1 protein-coding gene and 1 pseudogene are annotated in these 2,577 nt (G+C 70.5%); both read right to left on the reverse strand.

Going from position 1 to position 2,577, the window contains the following annotated elements; all coding sequences use genetic code 11:
• Positions 1-545: 545 nt before the first annotated feature.
• Positions 546-1,859, reverse strand: coding sequence for an MFS transporter (locus E3T33_RS04970; RefSeq protein WP_092324317.1), 1,314 nt, complete (start codon positions 1,857-1,859; stop codon positions 546-548).
• A gap of 394 nt (positions 1,860-2,253) precedes the next feature.
• Positions 2,254-2,577: pseudogene (locus E3T33_RS15195) on the reverse strand (hypothetical protein); the annotation flags it as partial.

Raw genomic sequence — 2,577 nt, forward strand, 5'->3', positions numbered from 1 at the left:
AGCGCACCCCCCGCTAGCCGCCCCCACCTCCGCCCCCGCCAGCGCACCCCCCGCTAGCCGCCCCCGCCTCCGCCCCCGCCCGCCGCGCCCGCTCGCCGCCTCCACCAACCGCACCCCGCCACTCTCCCCGCGTGAGGGGTCGCATATCGACCTTCGTTGGCCCCGGGAAGGTCGATTTGCGACCCCTCACGGGCGGTTGGGCCGGGTTGGGCGAGTCGGCCGCGGGTCGCGCCGCGCGGGTGTGTGGCGAACTCAGGAGAATCGGGGACGCCGCTGTAGCGCACCGCGGGATTCCAGGGCTGTCGGGCCGGCGCGGCACGGATCTCCTGAGTTGGCCCCCGCCGGGAGCCGGCAGGAGCCGGCAGGAGCCACGGGAGTCGGCCCGGAGCCACGGGAGTCGGCCGGAGCCGCGGGAGCCGGCAGGGGCCGGCCGACGCCACAGGAGCACCAGGAGCCCGCGCTGGCGGGGCGTGCCACATGCGTGAGGGCTCGCCGGTGCCAGAATCCGGCGCCGCACCCTGATCTCACGGCGTGATTTGGGCGGGTCAGCCGGGGTTCGGGGCGCCGGGACGGGCGTAGAAGAACCAGGCGAGGCCGGTGCAGAACGCACACCAGACGGCGCAGCCGATGAAGAAGGCCGTCGGGCTGACGGCCGTGAGCGCCATGCCCACGATGAACGGGCCGAAGGCCGCGATCGCGGCCGTCCATCCGATGGCCCCGCCGGCCTGACGCTTGGGGAAGATCATCGGCATCTGTTTGAACGTACCGGCGTTGGCCAGCCCCGCGAAGAAGAAGATGATGAGCATCCCGATGAGGAAGCCCCAGAACTGGTCGACGCTCGTTGGTCTGAGGAAGAAGATCGTGATGACTGTCCCGACTGTCATCCCCACCCCGCCGATGAACGTGAAGATCGCCCCGCCCCATTTGTCGCAGAGGGGGCCGGCACCGGCCCGCACGAGGGCGCCCATGGCCGGCCCGATGAAGGCGAAGGCGAGCGGGTCGGGCGCGTTCTCGAAGTCGCCGTAGATGCTGAGGATCATCAGCCCCATCTGGGCGGCGAGCCCGCTGAACGCGCCGAAGCTCATCAGGTAGATGGCCGTCATGATCCAGGTGTGCTTGATCCTGAAGATGTCCATCTGCTGCCGGAAGTTCGCCTTGATCGGCACCCGGCGCAGGTAGAAGAGGGACAGCCCGACGGCGAGCAGCACCCAGGGGACGAGCACGAGTCCGCCGTTGTGCAGCCAGACGAACTGTCCTTCGGCGGTGCTCTGCGGGGTGAGCGCGGCCGTGCCGAGCAGGCCGAAACCGACGATCCACGGCGTGAGCACCTGGATCAGGCCGATGCCGAAGTTGCCGAGGCCCGCCTGCAGGCCGAGCGCCGTTCCAGCCAGGCGCTTGGGGAAGAAATAACTGGTGGATGCCATCAGCCCGGAGAAGCTGCCGCCGCCGACGCCGGCCGCGAAGGCCAGCGCGAGCAGAACCCAGTAGGGGGTCGAGGTGTCCCGGGCGGCCAGCGTCCAGCCGAGCATGGGCAGCAGCAGCAGCGCGGATGACATCGCGACCAGGGCGCGGGTGCCGATCAGCGGGGGGAGGAACATGAAGACCAGCCGCAGCAGGCCGCCGGCGAGCCCGGGGACGGCGACGAGCCAGTACAGCTGCTCCTGGCTGAGGTCGTAGCCGATGTCGTTCAGCCGCGGGGCGATCGCACTGACGAGGTACCAGGTGGCGAAGCCGAGCAGCATGCAATACGTGGTGATCCACAGCGTGCGCCAGGCGAGCCTGGAATCCCAGGTCGCTTCGTTCTCCGGGTCCCAATTCGAGAGGTCGGAGCTGAGAGTGGACGTTACTGCAGGCGTCATGTGCGTCCTCGCCGTCAACGCGATCGGGCGCGGGGGCCCGCTTGAGTGTCAGCATGGCGGGTCCGCATGGCCGTGGCAAGCAAGGAACGCCGTGAAAAGTGCACTCGTGTGAAAGAACCGTGGGAAACGGCAGGTTTGGGCCCCCTGAAACGCCGCTTGCCCGGGCTTTCGTCGCGCCCGCGGTTCATAACTCCGCCAGATCCGCGGCGATCGCCGCAGCAACCCCGTGATTCCGCGGGTTCAGGGCGCGCGCCTGAATTTTTGGCGGAGTTATGCGCAGACGGCGTACCAAACTGCGAAGATTCCGGTCGCGGAACGCCAGGGGCGGCGCCGTTCGGCGGATGCGCTACCCGATCCCGAGATTCTCCGCAGTTGGGAACCGCACCGCGGAGGACTACCCGCAGGCGGGGCCGGATGCGGCGGCGTCGGATCCGGGTGCCGGCGGGTTCGCTGGTGTGTTCGCCGGCGAGGCCAGGAGCACCTCGGTGGCGGCGACAGCCTGCCAGGTGTCGACGTCCTTCCCGGCGTTCGAGTCGTCGCGGATGCCGCGGAGCCTGAAACCGGCGAGCAGGTCGCGCATGCGCGCCCCGCGCACGTCGGCGCCGGCGCGCCGCACGGCCGCGCGGAGGGCGGACGCCCGGTACAGGCCGGCGAGCCACTGGTCCCGGCCGTCGGCGTCGACGAGGTGGATGCCGTCGAGCGCGTCGGGCGCGCCGGC

Origin of the sequence: Cryobacterium sp. TMT1-2-1, from assembly GCF_004403955.1 — a bacterium.
In the GTDB taxonomy this organism is placed as follows: domain Bacteria; phylum Actinomycetota; class Actinomycetes; order Actinomycetales; family Microbacteriaceae; genus Cryobacterium; species Cryobacterium psychrotolerans.